Here is a 26,028-nt window from a genome sequence, read left to right on the forward strand (position 1 = left end):
GTTCCGACTGTGGTCATTGAGACGATTCGAAATGTGAACGTCGGAATGTATCGAGAACTAATCCACAACTTCTCGATACGATTCTTCATACTTCAGAATCACTCGAAGTGACAATAAAAATTAGTTGTAATTCTTTGGAGCTATTCTAGTTTTTGAAGCTTGCTCATACACATAAGCCCATTCTAGTAATTGCTTTTCACGTAAACGACCAGAAATAAAAGTCAACCCCATTGGTCTTCCATTATCTTGATAACCCATTGGTACTGTTAAAGCAGGATATTCTGCAACCGCAGCAAAACCTGCATGATAGTTATTAATAGACAAGAATCCGTCAAGATTTTGAGCTTGCATTGGGGTATCAAAATATTGTCTGCCATTTGTTTTCAAGGTGTCTTTAATACGTTCTAAGAAAGTAGCATCTCCTTTATCTTCTGAAATACCTATAAACAGATTTTGTCCGTAAGGCATCGCTATTAAAGAATCTTTTAAATTGAAAGCCATAAAATCTTCAATTGTTCGCATAGCAACATCCTTATTAGCGTAGCCTTCCATATACGCTGGCAAATCTTTCTTCATATCAAGATTAAGTAGTCTTAAAAAATTAGGCAAGCCTAATTGTTCTTCTTCAATTTCAACAATAACAGCACCTTTCGCCTTTAATACATCAAGAGCTTTCACATACAAGGTGTCTTCTAATAATCGCTTAGGCGCTCCAAAACGTTTTCCGTTAACAGAAGCCTTTTTTAAATCTTCGTAATAAAAGCCATTATCTAAAAGTGCATCAATTGTTTTTGAATCTGAAGTATCAGGGCCAAAAATAGCATCTAATACAATGGCATTATCTATCACTGTTTTGGTCATCGGACCTGTGGTGTCTAGTGTTGAAGATATTGGCACAACTCCAGAACGACTGACCAAACCTATTGTGGGTTTTAAACCAACTATAGAATTACTGCTTGCTGGTGATAAAATAGAACCAGATGTTTCACTGCCAATAGCTGCCGCTGCAAAATTTGCAGAAACCGAAACTCCACTTCCAGAACTAGAACCACCAGTATCAATAATTCGTCTTCCGTATGGGTTTAATGTTTGCCCACCAACAGCTGAATAACCACTAGGGCAATCGCCACAAAAGAAATAGGCCCATTCACTAAGGTTGGCCTTGCCTAAAATTATAGCGCCTTTAGATTTTAATTGCTTAACAATAAAAGCATCATTAGTTGTATTATCTTTTAATGCAACAGCTCCGGCTGTAGTTACCATACCGGAGGTATTAATATTATCCTTAAGAAGTATTGGCATGCCATAAATTGGATGATTTAAGTTGTTCTCATTAGCATCCGCTTCTTTTGCTTCCTTAATTACATTTGGGTTAATTGATATTACTGAATTCAAAGATAAATCATTCTCTCTGTCAAATTTTCTAATTCTGTATAGATAGAATTTTACAAGTTCTTCATAGGAGTATTTACCATTAGCTATCCAACCTTGGATGGAAGGAATATCTTCTTCCATAACCCACACCTTCATTGCATTGTAATCAGACTCTGTAAAATCTTCCATCTGCGGATTAATCTTAGCCCAAATCTCATCTTTCGTTATAACTTTAGAGTCTAGCACCTTAAACTCTCTAAAATCCTTGGTAGAAATTGCACTTAAATCATCTTCTTCAACAATGGTTTCTGATTCGTTAATTGGAGGTCTTGCCTCTTCAGATTTAGGATTGTCTTTACAAGAAAAAATAAATAATAATAGAAAGAGCTTAATATATCTAGTCATGGTAGTATTTTTTTTATAAAAATACGAAATACCATGTTATGTAGAAATCTTAGTTACGATCGCTAAAAGGAATTATAATTCCGTTTTCAATATAATTTTTTAACCCATTTAAGAGCATTGCCCAGCAAAAGGATGAATTTCTAAACTCATGATTATTATGCTGCCAATCTGAATGAGAGAACTTTAAAAGCGTTCCATTGTTACTTTCCTCCAATTCAATACCAAAAGTGGTTGGCATCCAATCACTACTAGCTTCTGTGATTTTTAAAAAGAAAACATCATTTTGTTTTACTTTTGAAACTTTAGCATACCAATCATATTGATCTGTAAAATTTAAATTATATACTGTATTTAGTTCTGGTTTTCCCGAAGATTTTAAGGTCCACCAATTATCTAAATGTTTTGGTAAAGAAAACGCATCAAAGACCTTCTCTTTTGATGCGTTAATGTATAAATCGAAAAGTATTCTATTTTCCATAATCTATTTAAAAAACGAATCCACAAACTCGTATTTATTGAAAACTTGTAAGTCTTCAATACCTTCACCAACACCAATGTATTTTACTGGGATTTGAAATTGGTCACTAATACCAATAACCACACCTCCTTTTGCAGTGCCATCTAATTTAGTAACTGCTAAAGACGTGACTTCAGTTGCTGCTGTAAATTGCTTAGCCTGTTCAAAAGCATTCTGCCCTGTTGAGCCATCTAAAACTAGTAATACATCATGAGGCGCATCACCTAACACTTTTTGCATCACGCGTTTTACTTTGGTCAACTCATTCATTAAGTTAATCTTATTATGTAAACGTCCAGCTGTATCAATAATAATTACATCTGCATCTTGCTTAACCCCAGATTCAAGTGCATCAAAAGCCACTGAAGCTGGATCACTACCCATTTCTTGTCGTATCATAGGTATGTCTACACGATTTGCCCAAACTTGTAACTGATCGATAGCCGCAGCTCTAAAGGTGTCTGCCGCGCCCAGAACGACTTTTAAACCTTTCTTTTTAAACTGATATGCTAATTTACCAATGGTGGTTGTTTTACCAACACCATTAACGCCAACTACCATTAATACATAAGGTGTCTTTTGACCATTGTCTTGTTTTGGTAATTCAGGAATGGTATAATCGGTTTCTTCGCCAGAATTAGTTTCTGATAATAAACCAGCAATCTCTTCTCTTAAAATCTGATTAAGTTCTGATGTGCCTAAATATTTGTCTTTAGACACCCGTTCCTCAATACGTTCTATGACTTTAAGTGTTGTATTAACACCAACATCACTAGTGACTAGAATTTCTTCTAAGTTATCTAATACGTCATCATCGACTTTAGATTTCCCTGCAACAGCTTTATTTAGTTTATTAAAAAATGACGATTTAGATTTCTCTAAACCTTTATCTAAGGTTTCCTTTTTTTCTGAGGAAAATATTTTTTTGAAAAAACTCATGTAAAAATTAATTTCTATTGAGAGTACAACAATCTTGCCTTTTGAAAAATACTGCTAAGTTGTCAGACATTGCTCAAATATAGCCATAAAAAAACTGCTTTCACATGAAAGCAGTTTTATAAATATCTTAAGTTTTAGCGCCTATTTTTTCGCTAAAAAATCTTTAACAAATTCTGGTGCCATTACTGACTCCACAAATGTGTAAGCTCCAGTTTTTGGAGACTTTACCATTTTGATAGCTTTTGTCAAACGCTTTGATCCTGTTTGTAAGGATGCTACTGATTTCTTTGCCATAATTTCTGTGGATTATTCTTTGTTACTTAATTTCTTTATGAACAGTCATACGCTTAAGTATTGGATTAAATTTCTTAATCTCCATACGGTCTGGCGTGTTCTTTTTGTTTTTTGTCGTGATATATCTTGAAGTTCCTGGCTGACCAGAAGCTTTGTGCTCTGTGCACTCTAAGATAACTTGTATTCTATTTCCTTTTTTTGCCATTGTAAATTGACTTTAGCGTAATGCTATTATTTGTAAAATCCTTTTGCTCTAGCTTCTTTTAACGCTGCAGAGATACCAATCTTATTGATAGTCTTTAATGCAGATGTAGAAACTTTTAATGTTACCCATTTATCTTCCTCAGGAATGTAAAAACGCTTCTTCACTAAGTTTGCATCAAACTTGCGTTTTGTCTTATTCATGGCGTGAGATACATTGTTCCCAACCATTGCTTTTTTCCCAGTAAGTTCACAAACTCTTGACATTGTATTCTTTCTTTAGGTATTCGTATTTTTTAAACAGGGTGCAAATTTAGTAAAACTTTACGTTTCGGCAAACATAAAGTATTACTTTTTTAAAATTTCTTTTTGCAACATTTCAAAGGCTTTGTTTGTTGCTTTTTTAATGGTCTTTTCGCGTTGGTTAGAAAACTTAAAAACCTCCGCGTAAATATTGTTTTTTGTAGCTATACCTATCCATACAGTTCCAACATCCGCATCTGCATCTCCTTTTGATGGTCCTGCATTACCAGTTGTACTAATAGCATAATCCGTTTTATATACATCTAAAACACCTTTTGCCATTGCTTTTGCTACTTCTTCACTAACGACAGAATGCTTATTTATCAAGTCTTCAGATACTCCAAGAATATCCATTTTAGATTGCGTAATATAAGTCACAACGCTACCCTTAAAGTATTTTGAGGCGCCCGCATTTGCGGTTATCGCTTGAGCAATACTTCCGCCAGTACAGCTTTCTGCAACAGCAATTGTTTTGCTTAGCTTTGTTAATTGCTGACCAATTAAAGCTTCTAATGAAGTATCTTCTTCGTAACCTACAAATACATCTTCAATTTGAGGTAGTAATAGGTTTATTTGCTTTTGCATTTCTATTTCTACAACAGATTTGTCCATAGCTTTTGCTGACAAACGCAATCTTACCTTTCCCAAATTTGGTAAATAAGCAAGCTTCATAAAATCGGGTAGATTATCTTCAAATGCTTCAATACGATTAGCGATAGCACTTTCTCCTAAACCATAAGTGAGTAATGTTCTATGCTTTATGTATGGAAACTTGAATTGTTTTCGTAATTCTGGAATAACCTCATAAGTAATTAAAGCCTTCATCTCATAAGGCACGCCTGGAAGTGACACAAACACTTTACCATTCTTCTCTAACCACATGCCAGGTGCAGTACCAAATCTATTGGTTAAGACTTTAGACTTTGATGGCACTAAGGCTTGTTGTCGATTAATATCAGAAATTGGCGTTTTTATATATTTTGAAAACAGATGCTCTATATGTTTTAAAACATCTTCATTTTCAACTAAAGTATCATCAAAATACTCGCAAAGCGTATGCTTAGTAATATCATCTTTTGTTGGTCCTAAACCACCAGTGATAATAATTATATCTACATTTTCTTCTGCTTCTTTTAAAGATTTTAGGATATGTGCTTTATCATCTTGAACAGAGGTAATTTGATAGACAGAAACCCCTATTTTATTGAGTTCTTTTCCTAAAAAAGCGGAATTGGTATCTACAATTTGCCCGATGAGAATTTCATCACCAATGGTAATAATTTCAGCATTCATAATTATAAACCGAAATCTTGACGAATTTCATTTACCGTGTTTTCAATAGCAGTGAGTACTACTTGAAGCTGTTCTGAAACGTCTTTTTCTGTTTGCTCAAATTTACCCCAATCCTGAACTTCTATGAGTTGGTCATAAACACCAAGTTCAAACAAGTCTATTGTAGGTTTCATTTTATGAGCAGCTTGATAAGCCTCGTGATAATCTTTTTCAGGAACTGCAACACGTAATCGTTCTGCATCCTCGGGAACTTCCTCTAGAAATGCAGCTGCTAATGCAGCAATGAAATCTTCATCACCTTCAGCTAATTCTCTTACGCGTTCTAATTTGTAGTATTGTGCCATTACTCGATAATCGAGATTAAAATGATTTATGGTTTATCCAAAAATCAAAGGTTATTATTTTACTCGTCTCTATAAGACTTACTTTACTTTAATTGAAAACATCTCTTCATCTTCAATGAAGCCTTGCAAGCGGTCATTAGCAAAAACTTTGCCAACTCCAGCTGGTGTTCCTGTAAAGATAATATCTCCAATCTTTAAAGTAAAATATTTTGAGACATATTCGATGAGTTCATCAACTTTCCAAAGCATCAGTTCTGTACTTGCTGATTGGACTATGGCATCATTCTTCTTTAAACTAAAGTTAATATTATTGATATCCTGAAACTTAGACTTAGGCAACCACTTACCAACTACTGCTGCTCCATCAAAAGCTTTTGCTTTTTCCCATGGCAAGCCTTTTGCTTTTAGTTGCGCTTGCAAATCGCGAGCTGTAAAATCAATCCCCAACCCTATGTCATCATAGTATTTGTGAGCAAATTTTTTGGCTATGTGCTTCCCTACTTTATTGATTTTGACTAAGACTTCCACCTCGTGATGGACATCATCAGAAAAATCTGGAATAAAAAACGGCTGTTTTTTAAGCAAGATAGATGTATCTGGTTTAAGAAATACAACTGGATCTTTTGGTTTTTCGTTTTCTAATTCCTCGATGTGCGCTGTGTAATTACGACCAATACAGATTAGTTTCATATTAATCCAATTTATTATTAAACTGACTTAATTTAATAGCTGTTAATACTTTCTTAGTATACAGCGGAAAGTCTGCATTGAGTAACCAGCCAAAATAACCTGGTTCTTGTTCTAATACATCAAGCACACGTTTACCCTTGTGCTTACCAAACGAGAAACACTCCTCACCATCTTTGTTATATGCAATAAAACCAGCAAAATCAGCAAACTTCTTACGAGAGCTAAACTCTGCTAGGAAACTTGTATCATTCTCCAAATCTTCATAACGCTCTAGCTGGGCTTTTAATACCTCGTAAGTGGCTTTTGTATCCGCTTCTGCACTATGGGCATCATCTAGATTTTTATCGCAATAGAATTTATATGCGGCTGATAATGTACGCTGTTCCATTTTATGAAATATGGTTTGAACATCGATAGATTGGCGGTTTTTCATATCAAAATCCACATCTGCACGCAACATCTCTTCTGCTAATAACGGGATATCAAATCTGTTGGAATTAAAACCTCCTAAATCTGAGTCTTTAATTATATTATGCACTTCCTTTGCCAATTCCTTAAACGTAGGTGCATCTGCCACATCGGCATCCGAAATCCCATGAACAGCAGTCACTACTGGCGGAATAGGAATGGTAGGATTAACCCGTTTGGTATAGGTTTCTTCTTTACCATCTGGATATACTTTAAGAATAGAAATTTCTACAATACGGTCTTTGGAAATATTAATACCTGTGGTTTCTAAATCGAAAAAACAAACAGGTTTATTAAGCTTGAGCTGCATAGTTAATTTTTAAAACAACAAAGATAATGAGATTAGATGTATTGCAATTTGTCATTATGGAATTTATAATCTAACTTCGTAAAATTGGTTAACCAATTTTTTTAAATAGTCATATCTTAAATCAATGAATCGATTTTATTTATATTTATTCGTATTAGTTGTACTTAGTTGTGCTGAGAGTGATGAACCAACTGAAGTTATATCCACAGATATTTCTGTTACAAGTTCTACGAACTCAATTACATGGACAGATGACGCAGGTTTATTACAACAATTAGATAATGCTTTAAGTTATAATTTTGGAAGCACTCTTGAGAGTGAAATAGAAAAGCAACAAGTATTTAATACTGATTCTACAGAGGTCACTGCTAGTATAAAATTTAGCGCTGGTTTTGAAAATGTATATAAAGACACCAACCCTTTTAATAATTCTGTAACCATAAGTTTAATAAGAGAAGTGCCTGCTCCGCAAGGTATAGAATTGAAAGCAGATGGCTCTGGAAGCACTTACGAATTAATTACTTCGGTTTTAGCACCAGATGCAAATCCTATTGAAACTCCAGATTGTAACCACGCATCTTTTGGACGCCATATCGATGAAATTTTTGATAATGATATAAATACAAATGTATTTAGATTCTTTATGCACACAACACCAGACAACGACCGCTGTATTAATTTTGACCGCCAACGTAATGAGATAAAAACCTATGACCAATCACCTGATAACTTAAAAGGTGTACAAAACGAAACAGTGGTTTATAAATGGAAGTTTAAATTACCTTCAGGATTTCAAACGTCTCCAAACTTTACGCATTTACACCAACTAAAATCTGTGGGTGGTAATTTGGCAAGTATGCCTATGTACACATTAACTGCAAGAAAAAGCAGCCCTGATAGGCTTGAATTGCGCTATGCTGAAACAGACACCCAAGTAACATTAACTCAAACGCCTATTACACCTTTTTTAAATACCTGGGTAGAAGTTACAGAAACCATAATTTATGGCACAAATGGCACTTACGCTATTGAAATAAAAAGTATAAATGATGGTAGTGTTTTATTTGAATACTCTAACAACTCTATTATTAATTGGCGACCAAACGCAGATTTTGTAAGACCTAAATGGGGTATTTACCGAAGTCTTATTAACTCACAAGACTTAAGGAACGAAGAAGTGCTTTTTGCGGATTTTAGTATTACTGAATTATAGCACTCTTCCATATAAACTTATAACTTTTTTAAAGCTTGACTTTATACTTTTAAAAGTCTAACTTCGATTATTACAGGTTGAGCTTGTCGAACTCACCACTGATATAGTCAATTAAATGAAATTCATCGGATTGATGATGAAGGAACAGAACCTTAAGGTTGGTAATAGAAATTACACCAAACAATGGTAATAAATAATTGATTGTTCTCACCTACATCCGATAATAAACATGAATTCTCCTAATGATAGTTTTTATTTATTAATTTAGATTTAATCAACTCTAATTGCTCGCACTAACATTTTTGACATAAGCTAAAAACATCAATGAATCATAAATCTTTGTTAGATTACATAAATAAGTTCATCAGCTTAACTGTTGAAGAAGAAAACATTTTACTTTCAAAAACAACTAATAGACGTTATCTCAAAGACCAATATATCGTTCAACAAGGAGACGTCTGTAAAAGCGTAAATTTTATTATTTCTGGATGTACAAAAACATTTTATATGGATCAAGAAGGACAAGAACATATTGTAATGTTTGCCATAGAGGATTGGTGGACTTCTGACTTAGGAAGCCATATTACTCAAACTCCTGCCGATTTCAATGTACAATGCATAGAGCAGACACAGCTTATTCAATTTACTTATGATAATCTCGAAGAACTCTATAAAGAGATTCCAAAACTAGAACGCCTGTTTAGAAAAATTGTAGAACGTGCTTTTGTAGCTTCACAAAAACGGATTATCAGAAATTTTAGTCTTTCTGCTAAAGAGCGTTATCAAGTTTTTAAAACGACTTACCCAAAAATAGATCAGCGGGTCCCACAATATATGATTGCCTCGTATTTAGGAATTACAAAAGAGTTTTTGAGTAAAATTAAGAGCCAAATCATACAAGGCCAATAAAAGTTAATCTAGTTTAACTTCATTTAATATTCTAGTTCATTTTTTAGGTTTTCAATGTTTAGGAAATTTGTACCATAACATTAAAACATAAAAAAATGAATACTCTATTAGAAAAAATCAGCACGATTAATGACATGATACTCGAAGGTAAAGCTTTAGATGCTTTTGATGAATTCTATCATGATGATATTGTAATGCAAGAAAACGACAATCCTGTTGTAGAAGGAAAAGTTGCAAACAGACAAAGAGAAGTCGATTTCTTTGATGCTATTACAGAGTTTAGAGGTGCTCAACCTTTAAAAGTAACTGTAGGAGAAAATACAACCATGGTAGAATGGCATTTTGATTATACCCATAAAGACTGGGGAATTAAAAATTACACTCAAGTTGCTGTGCAAAACTGGAAAGATGGAAAAATTATTAAAGAAAAATTTTACTACGGCGTATAATTTAAGCTATGAACAATTTAAAAAATAATAACAATGAAAAATTCAATTAAAAATACAGCTACACTAGTAATTATAGCTTTTATGACATTTTCTTTTACAACACTAGAAGGTGACAAAAAAGACATTAAAATAGAGCGTAGTAAAGTGGTCTGGAAAGGCTACAAAGTAACAGGTTCGCATACTGGAAATATTAGCATAAAATCTGGCCAATTAATTTTTGATAATAATCAATTAAAAGGTGGACAATTTATAATAGACATGTCTACCATTACAGTTACCGATTTAGAAGGTGATTATAAAAACCAGATAGAAGGTCATTTAAAATCAGATGACTTTTTCGGGGTTACAAAATTCCCACAAGCATCTTTAACTTTTACAGATGTAAAAGTAACTGGAAAAAACTCATATAGAGTTATTGGTAATATTACTATTAAAGGTAAAACTGAAAGTGTCTCTTTTGATTTATCTATATATGGCAATAAAGCAAATGCTTCTCTAAAAATAGACAGAACTAAATTTGATGTAAGGTATGGCTCTAATAGTTTCTTTGATGGACTAAAAGATAAGGCTATCTATGACGAATTTGACATCATCGTAGACATGGAGTTTTAAATTTAAACTTATCAAATGAAGCAAAAGAGTTTGTAGAATAAAAAAAGCACAGTTTATGACTGTGCTTTTTTTACTTATGCATAAATCTTCTAATCTATATTTCTCTATCCATATCCCAAGACTCTAAATAGTCTTTTACAGCTTTTACAAACTGTCCTCCAAGTGCACCATTTACCACACGGTGATCATAAGAATGAGATAAGAACATACGGTAACGGATACCAATAAAATCGCCTTCTGGGGTTTCAATCACTGCAGGTACTTTACGTATAGCACCTAAAGCCAAAATACCTACTTGTGGCTGGTTAATAATTGGTGTACCCATAATGCTGCCAAAAGTACCCACATTGGTTACGGTGTATGTACCATCTTGGATATCGTCAGGGTTAAGTTTTCCAACTCTTGCACGGTTAGCCAAATCATTAACCTTTTTGGCCATGCCTAAAAGATTTAACTGGTCTGCATCTTTTATGACTGGTACAATTAAGTTACCATCAGGCAAAGCTGCTGCCATACCCAAATTAATATTTTTCTTTTTTACAATGCTATCGCCTTGTACAGAGATATTCATTAATGGAAAATCACGTAATGCTTTTGCTACGGCCTCCATAAATATTGGCGTGAATGTTAAGTTTTCGCCTTCACGCTTTTTAAAATTGTCTTTATGTTTTTTACGCCAGTTCCATATATTAGTGACATCTGCTTCTATAAACGACTGCACGTGAGCAGATGTTTGCACTGAATCTACCATATGCTTGGCAACTAATTTGCCCATACGACTCATCTCAACGATTTCGTCATCACCAGATGCTACAATAGGTGCAGCCTTCTTTTCTACAGGTTTAGCTGTTGCAGCTGGTTTAGAAACCACTGTTTCTGTTTTTGGAGCTGAGCTACGAGACTCTAAATATGCTTTAATATCATTTTTAGTGACACGGCCATCTTTACCCGAACCAGCAATTGTATCTAATTCTGTTTGAGAGATACCTTCTTGCTTTGCAATATTTTTTACTAATGGCGAATAGAACCGCTCACCAGTAGATGCAATAGGTGCTACAGCTTCTTTAGCAGCTGTTACTGTTTGAGCGACCTCAGCAACTTCTTTTACAGCTTCTGCTTTTGGAGCTTCTGCAGCTGGTGCTTTTACCTCTACAGTATCGCCTCCTTCGGTTTCGATTACTGCAATGGTTTGCCCCACCTGTACAACATCATCAATATCGAAAAGTTTTTCGACTAAAACACCGTCAACTTCACTCGGCACTTCACTATCTACTTTATCAGTAGCAATCTCTAAAACTGCTTCATCAGCTTCAATAGTTTCACCAACATCTTTAAGCCATGAAGTTATTGTTGCCTCTGCAACACTCTCTCCCATTTTAGGTAATTTCAGTTCAAACTTTGCCATATCTCTAATTTGATAGTCGTTATTTGGTAATTGGATGCAAAATTAATAAAAAAACAGATATTTTACTGCTAATACATTAAATATTAATCAAACTTTAGTATTCCTAATCAGCATAAAATTACTTTGTTTTTCGCACTTCAAAATTAATCAAATTCTCTTTCAGCCAATTAGAAAATTTAGTATTTGGATTAATTATTACAGTCTTTTTAGCAATTTTAATAATAGGTGCATCATCTACATGATCTGTAATAAATACATCTACCGACTTTAAATTATTCTTTTCAAAATAACTTAAAAGGTTTTCTTTTTTTCGTTCACTAAGATTTTCAAAATCTGAAGAAAATCCATATTCTGGAAAATCCGTTGCTAAGCATGTATCAAAACCTTCTGTTTTTGCAATCAAATTGGCATAACAGCTTGGTGCTGCCGAAGCCAATATCTTAACATCAAAAGAAGCATCTGTAACTTCTTCTATTTTATTTTTATGTTTTGATAATTTTGAAATAAAATCTTGATAGTCGATATCTTCATTTTTGATAAGCTTAAGGGCTTTGTACTTTAATCTAGAATGTGATATTATTCGGAATAGCCTCAACTTAATAAAAAACAACAGTATGTTAAACTTAAACATTCTAAAGTCATTAAAATAGTAACTCAGCAAGTACTTAAGAAACTCATGAAACGTATTTGCATTGTATAACGTCCCATCTAAATCTACCACTAATACCTTCTTATCCATGATGCTTGGTTTTATAATCTAATGACCATGGAAAACGAACCAATTGGTTCTTAAACATATAATAATCTGGTACTACTATAGACTCTGCATTTGTCCAAGCTAAAACTGCTGTCTTAATGGAGGTATCTGGAAATTTATTTGATAACACCTCTATAACCGATTGCATGGTTTGTCCTGAATCTACTGCATCGTCAAGAATAAGAATAGTATTTATAGACTTATTTTCAAAAGCACTAAAATCGATTTCAATCGTTTGATTATTATTTTTATTTGAAGTTTTTATTTGTTTCTGATGCTCAGAAATTCTAGCCTTATTCAATATTGAATAAGGTAACAAATTCAATAAATTCTTCATAAAACTACTTTGCTTAATACCTTTAGTGGAAGGTCTCTGTAGCTTTACAGTTGTGTACACAATATATTTATTTAAATGTTCTTTTTTGAATTCCTCTAACACATAGCCACCACCATTTAAAATACCGACAACCATATCTGGTTTACTATCAATTTTTATAAACAATCTCCGGCAATGTAGTTGAAAATCGTTTTTATGTAATGTGATGACCTTCAAAATAAAAACGCTATAATTTTAAAGATGCTTCAAACGGAATACGGTCAATGATACTTCTTCCTAAAGTGACCTCATCGGTATATTCTAACTCATTCCCTGCAGCAATTCCACGTGCAATAGTCGATGTTTTTATATCGTAATCTTGGAGCTGTTTAAAAATATAGAAATTGGTTGTATCACCTTCCATTGTTGGACTCATAGCAAAAATAAGTTCTTCGACTTCGCCTGCTTTTACTTTATTGACTAAAGCGTCGATATTTAAATCTTGAGGTCCAATACCATCCATGGGCGAAATCTTTCCTCCTAAAACATGATACAATCCTTTAAAAGAACCTGTGCTTTCGATGGCCATAACATCACGGATATCTTCTACAACGCAAATCAGTTCTTTTTTTCGCATTGGGTTTGTACAAATTTCACAAAGCTCTTTATCACTGATATTATGACAAGACTTACAGAAATTTATCTCTTGGCGTACTTTTTGAAGCGCGTCTGCCAACAAAAAAGATTGCTCTTTTGGCTGACGTAACAAATGTAACACCAAACGTAATGCCGTGCGTTTACCAATACCTGGTAATTGTGACATTTCATTAACTGCGTTTTCTAAAAGTTTTGAAGAAAATTCCATATTGGCGAAGTTAGGTATTTTTTAAATTTTGGAAAGATTGGTATTGGTATTTCTAAAAAGTTTATTTTCGAATGAATTAATTACTGATTTTATGTCACCGACTTCTATCCTACTTCTTATTGCTGCCTACTTTGGTGTATTGGTTTTAATCTCATATTTCACCGGAAAGGAAGATACCAATGCTGCATTTTTTAAAGCAAATAAGTCTGCACCATGGTATTTAGTAGCCTTTGGAATGATAGGCGCATCACTTTCTGGTGTGACTTTTATTTCGGTTCCAGGCGCCATAGCTGATAAACAGTTTGGGTATTTACAAGTTGTTTTTGGATACCTCGTTGGTTACTTAGTTATAGCGTATGTCTTATTACCACTTTATTACCGTTTAAATCTAACATCCATATACACTTATTTAAAAGATCGTTTTGGCATAACTAGCTACAAAACAGGTTCTATTGCATTTTTAATTTCTAGGACCGTTGGTGCTTCTTTTAGACTATTTTTAGTCGCAAAAGTTTTACAACTCTTAGTCTTTGATTTGTTTAATATTCCTTTTACCATTACCGTAATTATAACTATTGCTTTAATATGGTTGTATACATTTAAAGGTGGAATAAAAACTATCATATTTACAGATACACTACAAACATTATTTATGCTTATTTCTGTTGTTGTTGCCATTGTTTTTCTAGCATCCGCTTTAGACTTACATAGTGTTTCTGATGTGATAACTAATGCCAAAGAAAGCCCGCTTAGTAAAGTGTTCTTTTTTGATGATGGTAATAATGCACAATACTTTTGGAAAAGCTTTTTATCTGGTATATTCATTACCATTACTATGACTGGTCTTGATCAAGATATGATGCAAAAAAATCTGACTTGTAGAAACTTAAAAGAGGCACAAAAGAATATGGTTTCTTTTAGTATTGTTCTTGTGTTTGTAAATATTCTGTTTCTAGTTCTTGGATTAATGTTAACGCAGTACGCACAACAAAATGGCATTACTGCAACTAAAGATGATTTGTTTCCAACAATAGCAATGCTGCCAGAAATTGGCATTGTAACTTCAGCTTTCTTTTTATTAGGGTTAATTGCAGCGGCATACTCTAGTGCAGATTCTGCTTTAACGTCTTTAACCACTTCTTTTTGTATAGATATTATAGAGATTGATAAAAAGTCTCAAGATGAACAGAAAAAGACAAGAAAAAAGATTCATGTATTATTCAGTATTATCCTAATAATAGTCATTATCATTTTTGATACTCTTTTTAAAGATATATCAGTTATTTGGGAGTTATTTAAAGCAGCAGGATATACTTACGGACCACTTTTAGGTTTGTTTGCTTTTGGCTTATTAACTAAGAAACATATAAAAGATAAATATGTTTGGCTAATTGCTATTATAGCTCCAATACTATCTTATGTTTTAAACATGTATTCTGAAGTATTACTTAGTGGCTACAAAATAGGTTTTGAAATCTTAATCATTAATGGTTTTATTACCTTTTTAGGATTGCTATTAATTTCAAAAAGGCAAGTCTCTAATACTGATTAGTACCTAAAAGAACTAAAGTACAAGCCACTTCATATTCAATATTATTTTCTGATAGTAATTTATAAAATTCAGGATTTTCTGTTCCGGGATTAAAAATCACGCGATTAGGATTTAGACCAATAACATAGTCATAATAGTCTTCTTGTCGGTTTGGATTCAGATATAAAGTTACAGTATCAATGTCTTTATAATCTATTAAATCCGTATCAATAGTTACACCTACTACTTCACCTTCACGAAGTCCAAAGGCTTTTACGTCATGACCATATTTCATCAATCGATGTATTGCAATATTAGAATAACGCTGCTCTTTTAATGAAGCACCAAGGACTAATGTTTTCTTATTCATAACTAATATTTGTTAAGATTTGTTAAAACGAGTAACATAATACAAAAATAGTCGTCTACACATTAACAAACTATCATCAATCAATCGATACTGCAATATTTTAAAAGTTTCAGTATCATAAAAAACGAACAATCAATGAAACATTACCTCATGGTAATTGTCATGTTATTCTCTTTTGTGACAATTGCGCAACCCAATTCAAATTCTGACATTAAAAACGGTTCCATCTCAGGACGAGTTATGGACGCTAAGTTAAAACAACCTTTACCTTATGTAAATGTTATAATCAAAGACAAAGACCAAAAAGTAATTACTGGTGGTATTACAGATGCTGATGGCAATTTTTTTATAGATAAAATTCCTGAAGGCACAGTAATAGTAGATATAACGTATATAGGTTATAAAACAATAACTAAATCAGTAACACTAGAAAAAGGCAATTATAAAGTAAATCTTGGCGATATAAATCTAGATGAAGATGCTGAGAGTCTAGATGAAGTTACTGTAGTTGCAGAAGTCTCTACAATTCAACAGAAAATAGATAGACGCGTCATTAATGTAGGTAAAGACCTTACGACATCTGGTCCTACGGCATCAGATATAATGAATAACATACCAACGGTAAACATTGATCAACAAACTGGTGATGTTGCGTTACGTGGCAATCAAAATGTGCAAGTAATGGTAGATGGTAAATTATCTAATATTCCTGCTGCACAATTACTAAGACAAATCCCGTCGACTTCTATTAAACAAATAGAATTAATTACTAATCCGTCTGCAAAATACAATCCAGATGGCATGAGTGGTATTATCAATATTATTCTTCATAAGAACGTTAATATAGGATTTAACGGAAATTTAAATGTAGGGCTTGGCTATCAATTAGAACCAAAGTTTAATAGTTCTATTGATATGAATTATCGTAATGGTAAGCTTAATTTTTATGGCAGTTACGGTAATAACATCGCTGATAATAGAAACTCAATTATTTTAGAACAAACAGAATCAGGTTTAGTACAAGATTTAAACTTACTAGATGAACGTAATTCTCACTTATTTAAGCTTGGCGTAGACTATTATATCAATGATAAGAATACCTTCTCTGTATTTACAAATCAGAATATTTTTGATGGAGGAGCTTTAGGTGAAACTGCCCTAACCTTTGGAAACAATCCAAGTTTAAATCAAACACAGATCCTAGATAATATTAACGAAAATAATAGTCAACAATATAACGCCAATTACAAATTGGATTTTGATAAAGAAGGCCATAATATTGAATTAGAAGTTGACTATAACATATTTGATGCTGATGTAGAAACAAATAACAGTTTCACTGGTGCTAACGTTAGACCAAACTTTAATGAATTTACTGATACGGATAGAGAACGTACAACTATAAACTTAGACTATACAAATCCTTTATCTGATAGTGCAAAATTAGAAGTTGGAGCTCAAGCAAGATTGTTTACAAATGAATTAGCTTATAATTCTGATGCTCGTGTACAAAATCAATTTGGAACATACATACCAACTTCAACAAGTTTTGATTACGAACGTAACATCTATTCTGTATATGCTAGTTATGGGAAACAATTAGAGAAATGGTCATACAAACTTGGACTTCGTGCAGAAACTGTTACTGTTGATGCTTTTGCGGTTGATACTGATTTAACTAATAATACACAAACAGATTTTCCTTTTGAAAACGATTACACACAAGTTTATCCTTCAGCTTTTGTCACTTATAATCCTTCAGAGAAAAACTCTTACCAATTTAGTTATAGTCGTCGCGTAGACAGACCTGGTGTAGGACAAGTAAATCCTATTCCTGAGTTTAATACACCTTTGATATCACAATTTGGTAATCAGGAATTAGAACCTCAGTTTACCAATTCGATAGAGGCCAATTATACAAGAAATCTAGAAAAAGGTAGTATTACAGGTGGTGTATTCTACAGACTAATTGAAGATGAAATTAATCAAGGTGTTTTTGTAGATCGTTCGACTTTAGGCTCTGGAAGAGTCATCTTAAGAGTCGATAATTTTGGAAATACATCTGCATATGGTGTCGAAATATCTTCGAGCTATAGACCAACCAAATGGTGGAGTTTTAATGCAAGTTTTGATATGTATGGCCGTAAGCAACGTGGTTTTGCTGAAAGCTTAGACCCAAACATTGTTAACCCAACTGAGAATGATATTGTACTAGAAAATACTGAAGTAGATAACCTAATCTTAAATTTTAGAGTCTTCAATAATTTCAAGGTTACTAAAAAATTATCGCTTTCTGCGTTTGCAATGTATAGAGGAAAAGATACTGGTTTAAACTTTGAAATGGAGCCTATGTATTTTGTAAATCTAGGTATGCGCTATAGTTTTCTTAAAGAGAATAGAGCCACGTTTAGCCTAAACTTTAATAACGTATTTGACACTCAAGAAATAAATATCCTAAGTGAACGTCCTTTTAGACAAGAGGCTCAGGTAATGCCAGAATTCAAAACAATCTTCGCTGGTCTTTCTTACCGCTTTGGAGGTGGTAAATACAGAGCTAAATCACGTAAAAGACGTGATAACGATGAAAAATCTGGAGGAGGTTTTATATAAAGATGTAGATTTAGTAGCCTTTCTTAATAGTTGATGGTTAGTGTTAGTGTTGGGCTATTAAACAGAAAACCCGGAGCAAACTTGCTTCGGGTTTTTGTTTGGCATACTATTTGAAAACAGGTTTTGTAATGATAAATCACACTTATCGACTTATCCTATAACTAGTTATAGTTTACAATTATTTGAGTTAGTCTTCAAAATAAAATAACTACAAATTAGATATAGTAAAATCCAAAAGTTGTCTGCTTTTGGATTTTTTTGTTAAAACGCGTTAAATATGTTAAAGTTTGCAATAAAAAATAAACATGAGCGTCTTTGTTATAGATAAGTTTTAAGTAATAAGTGTTATATATTTTTAAGTTTATAACATAGTGTTAGTTAAAGTTGGTTAATAGCTGAAAAAGCCGAGCCTAGAGGGTCTCGGCTTTTTTGATTTTATAAAAAAATTTTAATCTAATTCTCTAGAATCTACCATTTCATTATAGCACTGCCCCATGTAAAACCACTACCAAAAGCTGCTAAAACCACATTATCACCTTCTTTTATTTTTCCTTCTTCCCAAGCTTCTGTTAATGCAATCGGGATTGATGCTGCAGTAGTATTACCATAGCGCATAATATTATTATACACTTGGTCATTACTCAAACCAAACTTCTTCTGGATAAACTGCGATATACGCAGATTAGCTTGATGTGGAATAAGCATATCTATATCTTCTTTCTGAAGTTTGTTTTGTGTTAAACCTTCAATAATAGCTTCACTAAATCGTACAACAGCATGTTTAAAAACAAACTGCCCATTCATATAAGGATAGTAAGACACATCATCAGGGTCGTTTTCTTCCATAATGGCATCCACCCAACGTCCTGTACTTGGTCCTTCTAAAGCTAATTCCTTAGCATGTTTTCCTTCAGAATGTAAGTGTGTAGATAAAACACCTTTTGAGTTGTCTTCTTCTCTACTTAATACTGCCGCTCCTGCACCATCTCCAAAAATAACAGTCACACCACGACCTCTTGTAGATCGCTCTAATCCACCAGAGTGATTTTCACTACCAATAACTAATACATTCTTATACATCCCGGTTTTTATAAACTGATCTGCAACAGAAATACCATAGATAAACCCAGAACACTGATTCCTAATATCTATAGCTCCGATAGTATCCATTTCTAAAAGTTCTTGTACACGTACACCTCCACCAGGAAAATACATGTCTGGACTCAACGTAGCAAAAACAATAAAGTCTATATCATCCTTGGTTAATCCAGCTCTTTCTATAGCGATTTTGGCAGCCTTTGCTCCCATTATAGAAGTTGTATCGTCACTTGTTTTTGGATCTATCCAACGGCGTTCTTTAATACCAGTACGCTCCTGTATCCACTCGTCACTTGTATCCATAAACGCTTTTAAATCGTTATTGGTTACCACATTGTCTGGCACATATTTTCCTAAACCAGTAATTTTTGAATTGTACATAAACTTTAAATATTAAGCGAAAAACAAAATTAACCATTTAGAAGCTAATCAGAATTGCATTCGTTATGCATGCATAACAAACTAGATTTAAGAGTCCATAGCCATAATTTTAACATCATTATTGCATTTTCTAATTTCTATTTTAAGTATCTTCAAGCCACTAATCAATTATCATTATCAAAGATGAAAACATTAATCAAATTATTCTCATTCCTATTTCTATTAAATGCTTATGCACAACAAAGCTTAACTTATCAACAACCCACTGATGAAATTCTAGAATTAGCAGATGTAGATTTAGCTCCAGGAGTTCAGATTGACAGTAAGGGAGAAAACATGGTACTCATATATAGAAACCAATATAAATCCATAGCTGAATTGTCTGAAACTGAAATGCGTCTTGCTGGATTAAGAATAAATCCTGTTACAAATATTGGTAGCAGAACTACATTTTACAATAACCTTATGGTTAAGAAGACTTCAGACAAAGAAGCTAAACAAGTCACTGGTTTACCCAAAAATCCACGTCTTTCTGGTTTTAGCTGGTCGCCTGATGAATCCATGATAGCTTGTTTAAATACGACATCTAAAGGCGTAGAAGTTTGGGTTTTAGATATTGCTAAAGGCAGTGTTACTAAACTTACTGATGCTAGTGTAAATGCTAATATGGGAAGTACTATTAATTGGTTTAAAGACAATAAACACCTTTTGGTTAAAATGTTACCAAATGATAGAAAAGAATTAATTAATACAGCTGTAGCTGTACCAACTGGACCAACAGTTTCTGTAAGTGATGGTGCTAAAGCACAAAATAGAACATACCAAGATCTATTAAAAACACCTAATGATGAATTTAATTTTGAACAATTAGCTCGATCAGAAATTAAGAAAGTTTCAATTGATGGAAATGTTCAAAATTTTTTAAATGCAGATATGTATCGAGGTATTAATTTTTCTCCAGATGGAAATTATATTATGATTACTAAAATAAAACGTCCATTTTCTTATTTGGTTACTTATACAAGATTTCCAAGTGAAAGTACTATTTATGAAGCCAACGGAAAAAAATTACAACCTGTTAACGACGTTCCTTTAGACGAAGTAAGACCAAAGGGGTTTATGTCTACAAGAATGGGGAAACGAAGCATGCAATGGCGAGGAGACAAAGCCGCTACTTTAGTTTGGGCTGAGGCACAAGATAATGGAGACCCAGCTGAAGAAGCAGAATTTAGAGATGCTGTATATGAACTTAAAGCGCCTTTCAATGGAACTCCAAAACTTATTTTAAAAACACAACAACGTTTTGCTGGTATAGAATGGGGAAATGATAATACGGCTATGGCTTATGACTATTGGTGGAATACTCGTAATCTAAAAACCTATTTGTTTAATCCATCTAATGCAAAATCAAAAGTAATATCAGATAGAAACTATCAAGACGTATATAGTGACCCAGGAAATTTTGTAACGTCAAAAAACGAATTCGGTCGAAATACATTAGAATTGAATGGCAACAAACTTTATTTAATGGGTGATGGATATACAAAAGACGGACAGTTTCCATTTATTGATGAATACGATATAAAATCTAATACAACTAAACGACTTTATACTTCTAAATATACAGATAAAGTTGAAAACCTTAGCTCAGCTTTAGATATGAAAAAAGGTGAGATTTTAGTGAGAATTGAATCTCCAACAGAGTATCCAAATTATTATGTTAGAAATATTAAAAAGAAAGATAATCTAAAAGCCATTACAGCATTTGACAATCCCTTTAAAAGTCTAGAAAAAGTTAACAAAAGGGTGATTACTTATAAACGTGATGATGGATTAGATTTAGATGGCACTCTATACTTACCATTAGACTATAAAGAAGGTGAAAAATATCCAATGATTTTATGGGCATACCCTAGAGAATATAAGGATAAAGCTAGTGCATCTCAAAGCACTTCAAATGCCAACGAATTTGTATATCCATATTGGGGTTCGCCAATTTACTGGGTAACCAAAGGCTATGTAGTCTTAGATGATGCAGCATTCCCGATAGTTGGTGAAGGTGCTGAGGAACCAAATGATTCATTCAGAACTCAATTAGTTGCAAACGGAAAAGCTGCAATTGATGCCGTGGATGAATTAGGATACATAGATAGAGACAGGGTTGCTGTTGGTGGGCATAGTTATGGCGCATTTATGACAGCCAACTTATTGTCTCATTCTAACTTATTTGCTGCTGGTATAGCCCGAAGTGGTGCTTACAACAGAACGTTGACGCCTTTTGGTTTCCAAAGTGAAGAGCGAAGTTATTGGGAAGCTCCAGAGATTTACTACAATATGTCGCCGTTTATGCATGCAGATAAAATGAAAACACCTTTACTACTAATCCATGGTGTAGCAGATAACAACTCAGGTACATATCCATTACAGAGCGAACGCTATTTTAATGCTCTTAAAGGTTTGGGAGCTCCCGTACGATTAGTCATGTTACCTAAAGAGAGTCATGGTTATAGAGCCAAAGAATCTATTATGCATATGCTCTGGGAACAAGACCAATGGTTAGACAAACATGTAAAAAACAAAAAGAAGAAAGAAGAAAAGATAGAAGATAAAACCTCGAAAATTAAGGGTAAATAACTTTCAAATGTTTTCAATCAAAAAAGCTAATCATTAGTAATGATTAGCTTTTTTGATTTTAGTTGGTTTTTTAGCTTTTTGAAGGAAAATATCCTGTCAAACATATAATGTAATTTATACCCAAATTTGGTTGCATATTATTTATGGATTGGTTTCTCCCTGAATTATTAGTACGTATGGTTGTGTTAGGTTTATTTCCAGTAGTTAAAACGGAAGAGTTACCTTTTTTTACAGAGTCACCATTAGAACTATCATATGCTGGCACTTCGTAACTCATATTAGGCGCCTGAAGTGAGGTTAAAATAACATCTTCAGAGCCACCGCGTTGACCTAATCTATACGTTGATAAGCCAGGACCAGTTCCTGTTCCCACTGGTACTCGTCCTCTGAAATCAGGTAAAGCAAAAGTGGTTCTACCATCACCTCCATAAGTAGTTCCGAGAATACTAAATAACGCAGTGTTAGAACTTATAGCTAACAATTGACCTTCACATAAAGCCCAACCTCTTGGGGCAAAATTACCAGCAAACATTTTTACTTCGCCAAGAAATCCTTCTTGAGAAACTGATGGACTATCGTTTTTAGTAAACCCAAGACAAAGAACAATTAATAAAAGAAAAACAACTTTTTTCATGATAATTTTAAGATTAATTATAGATTATTATTGACTTAAAATTATCAAATAAATCGTTAAAAACGAACTTAAACTCTTTTTAATCAGTTATTTAAAATAAACACACCTTACTATTCTGCCATCTTGTCATTTATATAGCATTGGCATTTTTATTGAAACAAGCAGATAAAACAATTTAAAACTCATATATCATGACAAAAGGTAACATTAATGTTTCAGTAGAAAACATATTCCCTTTAATCAAGAAATTTTTATACAGTGATCACGAGATATTTCTCCGTGAATTAATTAGTAACGCTACAGATGCTACTTTAAAACTAAAGCACTTAACCAATATTGGTGAGTCTAAAGTTGAATATGGTAATCCTCAAATTGAAGTAAAAGTAGATAAGGATGCTAAAAAATTACATATCATTGACCAAGGTCTAGGTATGACTGCTGATGAGGTTGAAAAATACATTAACCAAGTCGCATTTTCTGGAGCTGAAGAGTTCTTAGACAAATACAAAGATGCTGCTCAAGATGCTGGTATCATTGGTCACTTTGGACTAGGTTTCTATTCTGCATTTATGGTAGCGGATAAAGTTGAAATTATCACCAAATCTCATAAAGATGACCCTGCTGCACATTGGACATGTGATGGCTCACCAGAATACACACTTGAAGAAGCAGATAAGACAGATAGAGGAACAGAAATTATCCTTCACATTGCTGAAGATTCTACAGAATTTTTAGAAGACAGTAGAATTAGCGAACTATTACTAAAATACAACAAGTTCATGCCTGTACCAATTAAGTTTGGTACAAAAACAGAAACACTTCCAAAGCCAGAAGATGCAAAAGAAGATGACCCAGCACCTACTCAAGAAGTTGAAAACATCATAAACAATCCTAATCCTGCTTGGACAAAACAACCTGCAGATTTAGAAGAAGACGATTACAAAAACTTTTACCGCGAGTTGTATCCGATGCAATTTGAGGAACCATTGTTTAACATTCACTTAAATGTTGATTATCCTTTTAACCTTACTGGTATTCTATATTTCCCAAAGATGTCTGCAGATATGCAAATTCAAAAGGACAAGATTCAGCTATACCAAAATCAAGTATTTGTTACGGATAACGTAGAAGGTATAGTACCTGAATTTTTAACCATGCTTCGTGGTGTTATAGACTCACCAGATATTCCTTTAAATGTATCTCGTAGTTACTTGCAAGCTGATGGCGCAGTAAAGAAAATTTCGTCATACATCACTCGTAAAGTTGCAGATAAACTAAAGTCGTTATTTAATAATAATCGTGAAGATTTTGAAGCAAAATGGGATGATATTAAAATAGTCATCGAATATGGAATGCTTTCTGAAGAAAAATTCTTCGAAAAAGCAGAGGCTTTTGCACTTTACCCAACAGTAGATGGCAACTATTATACCTATGAAGAGCTTTTCAATAAAATAAAAGCAAAACAAACTGATAAAGATGACAAATTAGTTATCCTTTACGCTTCTGATAAAGATGCACAGCACTCCTATATTGAAGCAGCTAAAACAAAAGGTTATGAAGTCTTATTATTAGACTCTCCTATTGTATCACACTTAATTCAAAAATTAGAAACCACAAAAGAAAACATTTCTTTTGCACGTGTTGATGGTGACCATATCGATAACTTAATCAAGAAAGAAGATACAGCAATTTCAAAACTATCTGAAGACGAAAAAAAATCTCTTGACGAGTTATTAAAAGAAGTCGTACCGTCAGAAAAATTTATGATACAGCTTGAAGCTATGGATAGTGATGCATCGCCTTTTATGATTACACAACCAGAGTTTATGCGTCGTATGAAAGAGATGCAGCAAACTGGTGGTGGCGGAATGTTTGGTATGGGTAACATGCCAGAGATGTATAATCTTGTAGTAAATACAAATTCTGAATTGGTTGGTGAAATTTTAAATACAAAAACCCGAAAGAAACAAGAACGCTTAATTAATCAAAGTTTAGATTTAGCACGACTATCTCAAGGCCTTCTTAAAGGTGAAGAACTGACTAACTTTATTAAGCGTAGTTACGATATGATAAAATAGAACTTGTAGATTTATTTTTTAAGTGAAGCCACCTTGTGAAAACTTGGTGGTTTTATTATTACCTCACATTATATCAAATATATTAGATAGAATAACGATAGTTCTTGGATAAGAATAAAGTTATAGCTAGATTAAATGGCTATTAATAACCTCATGAAAGCTGACGACTCAAAAGCCAAAAAACTCTTTAAAGACCTATCCTTTTCTTCTGATGAAATTGATATCATTGAGTCAGTATTTCATAAAGTTAGTTTAAAAAAAGGTGATATTATATTAGAGACCAATAATGTCGTAAATTATCAATATTACACATTAGAAGGCTGCTTAAGATCTTATTATTTAGACCTACAAGGCAAAGAGCATACTGTACAATTTGCAATAAAAGATTGGTGGATTAGTGATTATACTGCTTTTTTTTCAGATTCTAAATCTATTATGAATATTGAAGTCATACAAGATGCTACTGTATACAGACTTTGCAAAAAAGATAAGGAAGAGTTGTATGCCAAAATACCCAAAGTAGAATCATTTTTTAGAAAAAAATTAGAACGTGCATTTGCTGCGTTTCAAAAAAGAATTTTATCTAACATATCACAGACAGCAACGGATCGCTATACAAATTTTATTGAAGCATACCCCAATATTGAGAAAAGCGTAAAAAACTATCATATTGCTTCTTATCTGGGTATAACTAACGAAAGCTTGAGTAGAATTCGTCGAGAAATGTCAAATAAATAATTTATTACCATACATCAATTTTTATAGAGATAAATTAATATAGTTTTGTACCATCATTGATGGTGTTTAATACTATTAATTAATAGCTAAAAAAGCGTGGCTCCGTTAAAAGCTACGCTTTTTTTATAGTATCTATTTTGCAAAATAATGTCAGTGGTTTACAACTTTGGTTTCAAAAGCTTCAAATTTGAAAAGCATCTATACAGATTTAAAAAGAGTAAAAGCTAAAGAGGTAAAAACAATTGAAATGGAGCAAGGTCAAAAAAAGCAAGTCGTATTGTAGCTTGGAC

At 33.2% G+C, this 26,028-nt stretch carries 27 protein-coding genes; 10 read left to right on the top strand and 17 right to left on the bottom strand.

Annotation, left to right across the window (positions count from 1 at the left end; genetic code table 11):
- Positions 1-120: 120 nt before the first annotated feature.
- From IEV10_RS12265 to IEV10_RS12310, 10 genes are all read right to left on the bottom strand, one after another.
- Positions 121-1,779 (bottom strand): amidase family protein, encoded by a 1,659-nt coding sequence (locus tag IEV10_RS12265; RefSeq protein ID WP_188375019.1) that lies wholly within the window; start codon positions 1,777-1,779, stop codon positions 121-123.
- Between the two features lie 49 nt (positions 1,780-1,828).
- Positions 1,829-2,257 (bottom strand): SRPBCC family protein, encoded by a 429-nt coding sequence (locus tag IEV10_RS12270; protein ID WP_188375020.1) that lies wholly within the window; start codon positions 2,255-2,257, stop codon positions 1,829-1,831.
- 3 nt (positions 2,258-2,260) lie between these two features.
- Positions 2,261-3,235: a signal recognition particle-docking protein FtsY gene (gene ftsY / locus IEV10_RS12275; protein ID WP_188375021.1), complete on the bottom strand. Its 975-nt coding sequence runs from the start codon at positions 3,233-3,235 to the stop codon at positions 2,261-2,263.
- A gap of 141 nt (positions 3,236-3,376) precedes the next feature.
- Entirely contained in the window at positions 3,377-3,529 is a 153-nt protein-coding gene (locus IEV10_RS12280; protein WP_087491600.1) for a DUF4295 domain-containing protein, read from the bottom strand.
- A 22-nt stretch (positions 3,530-3,551) separates the two neighbouring features.
- A complete protein-coding gene (gene rpmG, locus IEV10_RS12285) occupies positions 3,552-3,734 on the bottom strand; it encodes a 50S ribosomal protein L33 (protein ID WP_008271040.1) in 183 nt (60 codons plus the stop codon).
- 26 nt (positions 3,735-3,760) lie between these two features.
- Complete coding sequence (gene rpmB / locus IEV10_RS12290; RefSeq protein ID WP_087491601.1) at positions 3,761-3,997, bottom strand: 50S ribosomal protein L28; 237 nt, start codon at positions 3,995-3,997, stop codon at positions 3,761-3,763.
- An 81-nt stretch (positions 3,998-4,078) separates the two neighbouring features.
- Complete coding sequence (locus IEV10_RS12295; RefSeq protein WP_188375022.1) at positions 4,079-5,326, bottom strand: competence/damage-inducible protein A; 1,248 nt, start codon at positions 5,324-5,326, stop codon at positions 4,079-4,081.
- A 2-nt stretch (positions 5,327-5,328) separates the two neighbouring features.
- Positions 5,329-5,670 carry an Hpt domain-containing protein gene (locus tag IEV10_RS12300; protein WP_188375023.1) on the bottom strand — a complete coding sequence of 114 codons (342 nt, stop codon included), beginning with the start codon at positions 5,668-5,670 and terminating at the stop codon, positions 5,329-5,331.
- 78 nt (positions 5,671-5,748) lie between these two features.
- On the bottom strand, positions 5,749-6,360 hold the full coding sequence (locus tag IEV10_RS12305; protein ID WP_188375024.1) for a fumarylacetoacetate hydrolase family protein: 612 nt from the start codon (positions 6,358-6,360) through the stop codon (positions 5,749-5,751).
- A 1-nt stretch (position 6,361) separates the two neighbouring features.
- Positions 6,362-7,138, bottom strand: coding sequence for a 3'-5' exonuclease (locus IEV10_RS12310; RefSeq protein ID WP_188375025.1), 777 nt, complete (start codon positions 7,136-7,138; stop codon positions 6,362-6,364).
- 124 nt (positions 7,139-7,262) lie between these two features.
- Between IEV10_RS12310 and IEV10_RS12315 the strand changes: the two genes are divergently transcribed.
- The 4 genes from IEV10_RS12315 (at position 7,263) to IEV10_RS12330 (ending at position 10,321) form a co-directional block, all read left to right on the top strand.
- The gene (locus IEV10_RS12315) at positions 7,263-8,351 is read left to right on the top strand and encodes a polysaccharide lyase family protein (RefSeq protein WP_229719710.1); all 1,089 of its coding nucleotides are present in this window, start codon (positions 7,263-7,265) and stop codon (positions 8,349-8,351) included.
- Between the two features lie 324 nt (positions 8,352-8,675).
- Positions 8,676-9,260, top strand: a complete 585-nt coding sequence (locus tag IEV10_RS12320; RefSeq protein ID WP_188375026.1) for a Crp/Fnr family transcriptional regulator — start codon at positions 8,676-8,678, stop codon at positions 9,258-9,260.
- A 95-nt stretch (positions 9,261-9,355) separates the two neighbouring features.
- Positions 9,356-9,709 (top strand): nuclear transport factor 2 family protein, encoded by a 354-nt coding sequence (locus IEV10_RS12325; RefSeq protein ID WP_188375027.1) that lies wholly within the window; start codon positions 9,356-9,358, stop codon positions 9,707-9,709.
- Positions 9,710-9,742: 33 nt separating this feature from the next.
- A complete protein-coding gene (locus IEV10_RS12330) occupies positions 9,743-10,321 on the top strand; it encodes a YceI family protein (RefSeq protein ID WP_188375028.1) in 579 nt (192 codons plus the stop codon).
- Between the two features lie 94 nt (positions 10,322-10,415).
- On the opposite strand, the gene IEV10_RS12335 is transcribed toward IEV10_RS12330, so the two are convergent.
- The 4 genes from IEV10_RS12335 to recR form a co-directional block, all read right to left on the bottom strand.
- Entirely contained in the window at positions 10,416-11,726 is a 1,311-nt protein-coding gene (locus tag IEV10_RS12335; RefSeq protein WP_188375029.1) for a dihydrolipoamide acetyltransferase family protein, read from the bottom strand.
- A 118-nt stretch (positions 11,727-11,844) separates the two neighbouring features.
- Positions 11,845-12,465: a haloacid dehalogenase-like hydrolase gene (locus IEV10_RS12340; RefSeq protein ID WP_188375030.1), complete on the bottom strand. Its 621-nt coding sequence runs from the start codon at positions 12,463-12,465 to the stop codon at positions 11,845-11,847.
- Complete coding sequence (locus tag IEV10_RS12345) at positions 12,458-13,036, bottom strand: phosphoribosyltransferase (protein WP_188375031.1); 579 nt, start codon at positions 13,034-13,036, stop codon at positions 12,458-12,460. The genes IEV10_RS12340 and IEV10_RS12345 overlap by 8 nt, the downstream gene beginning before the upstream one ends.
- A gap of 10 nt (positions 13,037-13,046) precedes the next feature.
- The gene (gene recR / locus IEV10_RS12350) at positions 13,047-13,664 is read right to left on the bottom strand and encodes a recombination mediator RecR (RefSeq protein ID WP_188375032.1); all 618 of its coding nucleotides are present in this window, start codon (positions 13,662-13,664) and stop codon (positions 13,047-13,049) included.
- Positions 13,665-13,755: 91 nt separating this feature from the next.
- On the opposite strand from recR, the gene IEV10_RS12355 reads away from it, so the two are divergent.
- The gene (locus IEV10_RS12355) at positions 13,756-15,216 is read left to right on the top strand and encodes a sodium:solute symporter (RefSeq protein WP_188375033.1); all 1,461 of its coding nucleotides are present in this window, start codon (positions 13,756-13,758) and stop codon (positions 15,214-15,216) included.
- On the opposite strand, the gene IEV10_RS12360 is transcribed toward IEV10_RS12355, so the two are convergent.
- Positions 15,203-15,565 (bottom strand): CoA-binding protein, encoded by a 363-nt coding sequence (locus IEV10_RS12360; RefSeq protein WP_188375034.1) that lies wholly within the window; start codon positions 15,563-15,565, stop codon positions 15,203-15,205. The genes IEV10_RS12355 and IEV10_RS12360 overlap by 14 nt on opposite strands.
- Positions 15,566-15,700: 135 nt before the next feature.
- Here IEV10_RS12360 and IEV10_RS12365 point away from each other — a divergent pair, with 135 nt between their 5' ends.
- Positions 15,701-18,175, top strand: a complete 2,475-nt coding sequence (locus IEV10_RS12365) for a TonB-dependent receptor domain-containing protein (protein ID WP_188375035.1) — start codon at positions 15,701-15,703, stop codon at positions 18,173-18,175.
- Positions 18,176-18,643: 468 nt separating this feature from the next.
- On the opposite strand, the gene IEV10_RS12370 is transcribed toward IEV10_RS12365, so the two are convergent.
- A complete protein-coding gene (locus IEV10_RS12370) occupies positions 18,644-19,654 on the bottom strand; it encodes a 3-oxoacyl-ACP synthase III family protein (RefSeq protein WP_188375036.1) in 1,011 nt (336 codons plus the stop codon).
- A gap of 183 nt (positions 19,655-19,837) precedes the next feature.
- Between IEV10_RS12370 and IEV10_RS12375 the strand changes: the two genes are divergently transcribed.
- Positions 19,838-22,288 carry an alpha/beta hydrolase family protein gene (locus IEV10_RS12375; RefSeq protein ID WP_188375111.1) on the top strand — a complete coding sequence of 817 codons (2,451 nt, stop codon included), beginning with the start codon at positions 19,838-19,840 and terminating at the stop codon, positions 22,286-22,288.
- Positions 22,289-22,358: 70 nt separating this feature from the next.
- Here IEV10_RS12375 and IEV10_RS12380 read toward each other — a convergent pair whose 3' ends face one another.
- A complete protein-coding gene (locus tag IEV10_RS12380; RefSeq protein WP_371862950.1) occupies positions 22,359-22,820 on the bottom strand; it encodes a phage tail protein in 462 nt (153 codons plus the stop codon).
- 293 nt (positions 22,821-23,113) lie between these two features.
- Here IEV10_RS12380 and htpG point away from each other — a divergent pair, with 293 nt between their 5' ends.
- From htpG to IEV10_RS12395, 3 genes are all read left to right on the top strand, one after another.
- A complete protein-coding gene (gene htpG / locus IEV10_RS12385) occupies positions 23,114-25,000 on the top strand; it encodes a molecular chaperone HtpG (protein WP_188375038.1) in 1,887 nt (628 codons plus the stop codon).
- Between the two features lie 135 nt (positions 25,001-25,135).
- Positions 25,136-25,738 (top strand): Crp/Fnr family transcriptional regulator, encoded by a 603-nt coding sequence (locus IEV10_RS12390; RefSeq protein ID WP_229719712.1) that lies wholly within the window; start codon positions 25,136-25,138, stop codon positions 25,736-25,738.
- Between the two features lie 187 nt (positions 25,739-25,925).
- Positions 25,926-26,021: a hypothetical protein gene (locus tag IEV10_RS12395; protein WP_371862947.1), complete on the top strand. Its 96-nt coding sequence runs from the start codon at positions 25,926-25,928 to the stop codon at positions 26,019-26,021.
- The last annotated feature ends 7 nt before the right edge of the window (positions 26,022-26,028 follow it).

Origin of the sequence: Winogradskyella haliclonae (genome assembly GCF_014635865.1) — a bacterium.
GTDB lineage: Bacteria > Bacteroidota > Bacteroidia > Flavobacteriales > Flavobacteriaceae > Winogradskyella > Winogradskyella haliclonae.

Bases quoted from the DNA above. Each gene is read 5' to 3' on its own strand.
- IEV10_RS12295 (WP_188375022.1), bottom strand. From the start codon at position 5,326: ATGAATGCTGAAATTATTACCATTGGTGATGAAATTCTCATCGGGCAA.
- IEV10_RS12280 (WP_087491600.1), bottom strand. From the start codon at position 3,529: ATGGCAAAGAAATCAGTAGCATCCTTACAAACAGGATCAAAGCGTTTG.
- IEV10_RS12320 (WP_188375026.1), top strand. From the start codon at position 8,676: ATGAATCATAAATCTTTGTTAGATTACATAAATAAGTTCATCAGCTTA.
- IEV10_RS12360 (WP_188375034.1), bottom strand. From the start codon at position 15,565: ATGAATAAGAAAACATTAGTCCTTGGTGCTTCATTAAAAGAGCAGCGT.
- IEV10_RS12375 (WP_188375111.1), top strand. From the start codon at position 19,838: ATGAAAACATTAATCAAATTATTCTCATTCCTATTTCTATTAAATGCT.
- IEV10_RS12340 (WP_188375030.1), bottom strand. From the start codon at position 12,465: ATGGATAAGAAGGTATTAGTGGTAGATTTAGATGGGACGTTATACAAT.
- recR (WP_188375032.1), bottom strand. From the start codon at position 13,664: ATGGAATTTTCTTCAAAACTTTTAGAAAACGCAGTTAATGAAATGTCA.
- IEV10_RS12330 (WP_188375028.1), top strand. From the start codon at position 9,743: ATGAAAAATTCAATTAAAAATACAGCTACACTAGTAATTATAGCTTTT.
- htpG (WP_188375038.1), top strand. From the start codon at position 23,114: ATGACAAAAGGTAACATTAATGTTTCAGTAGAAAACATATTCCCTTTA.
- IEV10_RS12365 (WP_188375035.1), top strand. From the start codon at position 15,701: ATGAAACATTACCTCATGGTAATTGTCATGTTATTCTCTTTTGTGACA.
- IEV10_RS12310 (WP_188375025.1), bottom strand. From the start codon at position 7,138: ATGCAGCTCAAGCTTAATAAACCTGTTTGTTTTTTCGATTTAGAAACC.
- IEV10_RS12265 (WP_188375019.1), bottom strand. From the start codon at position 1,779: ATGACTAGATATATTAAGCTCTTTCTATTATTATTTATTTTTTCTTGT.
- rpmB (WP_087491601.1), bottom strand. From the start codon at position 3,997: ATGTCAAGAGTTTGTGAACTTACTGGGAAAAAAGCAATGGTTGGGAAC.
- IEV10_RS12270 (WP_188375020.1), bottom strand. From the start codon at position 2,257: ATGGAAAATAGAATACTTTTCGATTTATACATTAACGCATCAAAAGAG.
- IEV10_RS12355 (WP_188375033.1), top strand. From the start codon at position 13,756: ATGTCACCGACTTCTATCCTACTTCTTATTGCTGCCTACTTTGGTGTA.
- IEV10_RS12325 (WP_188375027.1), top strand. From the start codon at position 9,356: ATGAATACTCTATTAGAAAAAATCAGCACGATTAATGACATGATACTC.
- rpmG (WP_008271040.1), bottom strand. From the start codon at position 3,734: ATGGCAAAAAAAGGAAATAGAATACAAGTTATCTTAGAGTGCACAGAG.
- IEV10_RS12390 (WP_229719712.1), top strand. From the start codon at position 25,136: ATGGCTATTAATAACCTCATGAAAGCTGACGACTCAAAAGCCAAAAAA.
- IEV10_RS12335 (WP_188375029.1), bottom strand. From the start codon at position 11,726: ATGGCAAAGTTTGAACTGAAATTACCTAAAATGGGAGAGAGTGTTGCA.
- IEV10_RS12305 (WP_188375024.1), bottom strand. From the start codon at position 6,360: ATGAAACTAATCTGTATTGGTCGTAATTACACAGCGCACATCGAGGAA.
- ftsY (WP_188375021.1), bottom strand. From the start codon at position 3,235: ATGAGTTTTTTCAAAAAAATATTTTCCTCAGAAAAAAAGGAAACCTTA.
- IEV10_RS12315 (WP_229719710.1), top strand. From the start codon at position 7,263: ATGAATCGATTTTATTTATATTTATTCGTATTAGTTGTACTTAGTTGT.
- IEV10_RS12370 (WP_188375036.1), bottom strand. From the start codon at position 19,654: ATGTACAATTCAAAAATTACTGGTTTAGGAAAATATGTGCCAGACAAT.
- IEV10_RS12300 (WP_188375023.1), bottom strand. From the start codon at position 5,670: ATGGCACAATACTACAAATTAGAACGCGTAAGAGAATTAGCTGAAGGT.
- IEV10_RS12380 (WP_371862950.1), bottom strand. From the start codon at position 22,820: ATGTTTGCTGGTAATTTTGCCCCAAGAGGTTGGGCTTTATGTGAAGGT.